Origin of the sequence: Salinarimonas soli, from assembly GCF_008386575.1 — a bacterium.
Lineage (GTDB): Bacteria > Pseudomonadota > Alphaproteobacteria > Rhizobiales > Beijerinckiaceae > Salinarimonas_A > Salinarimonas_A soli.
Genome location: NZ_VUOA01000094.1, coordinates 1 through 383 on the forward strand (window position 1 = coordinate 1; position 383 = coordinate 383).

A 383-nucleotide genomic window follows, 5' to 3' on the forward strand; every position below is an offset into this window, starting at 1 on the left:
CGCCATGTACGACGCGGACGAGCGCCTCATCGTCTGCAACGACCGCTACCGCACGCTCTACGGCCTGAGCGAGAGCGTGGTGCGGCCGGGCGCCACCCTGCGCGAGATCATCGCCCACGGCGTGGCGACCCACGACCATACGGGGCTCAGCGTCGACGAGCTCCNNNCGACCTACGAGGACGTGACGGAGCGCAACCGCGCCGCCGAGCGGCTGCGGGCGCAAAGCGACCTCTTCGACGCCGCCCTCGCCAACATGTCCCACGGCCTCCTGATGATGGACGGGGACCTGCGCATCACCGCCGTGAACGGCGAGTTCCTGGCGATGTACGGCCTGTCGGGCACGCGGGTCCATGCGGGCGCGTCGGTGCGGGCCTTCATCGCCC

At 71.1% G+C, this 383-nt stretch carries 1 protein-coding gene; it reads left to right on the forward strand.

Annotation, left to right across the window (positions count from 1 at the left end):
- Positions 1-4: 4 nt before the first annotated feature.
- The coding region (locus tag F0L46_RS25370) for a PAS-domain containing protein (RefSeq protein ID WP_438646722.1) at positions 5-383 on the forward strand (379 nt) is incomplete at its 3' end.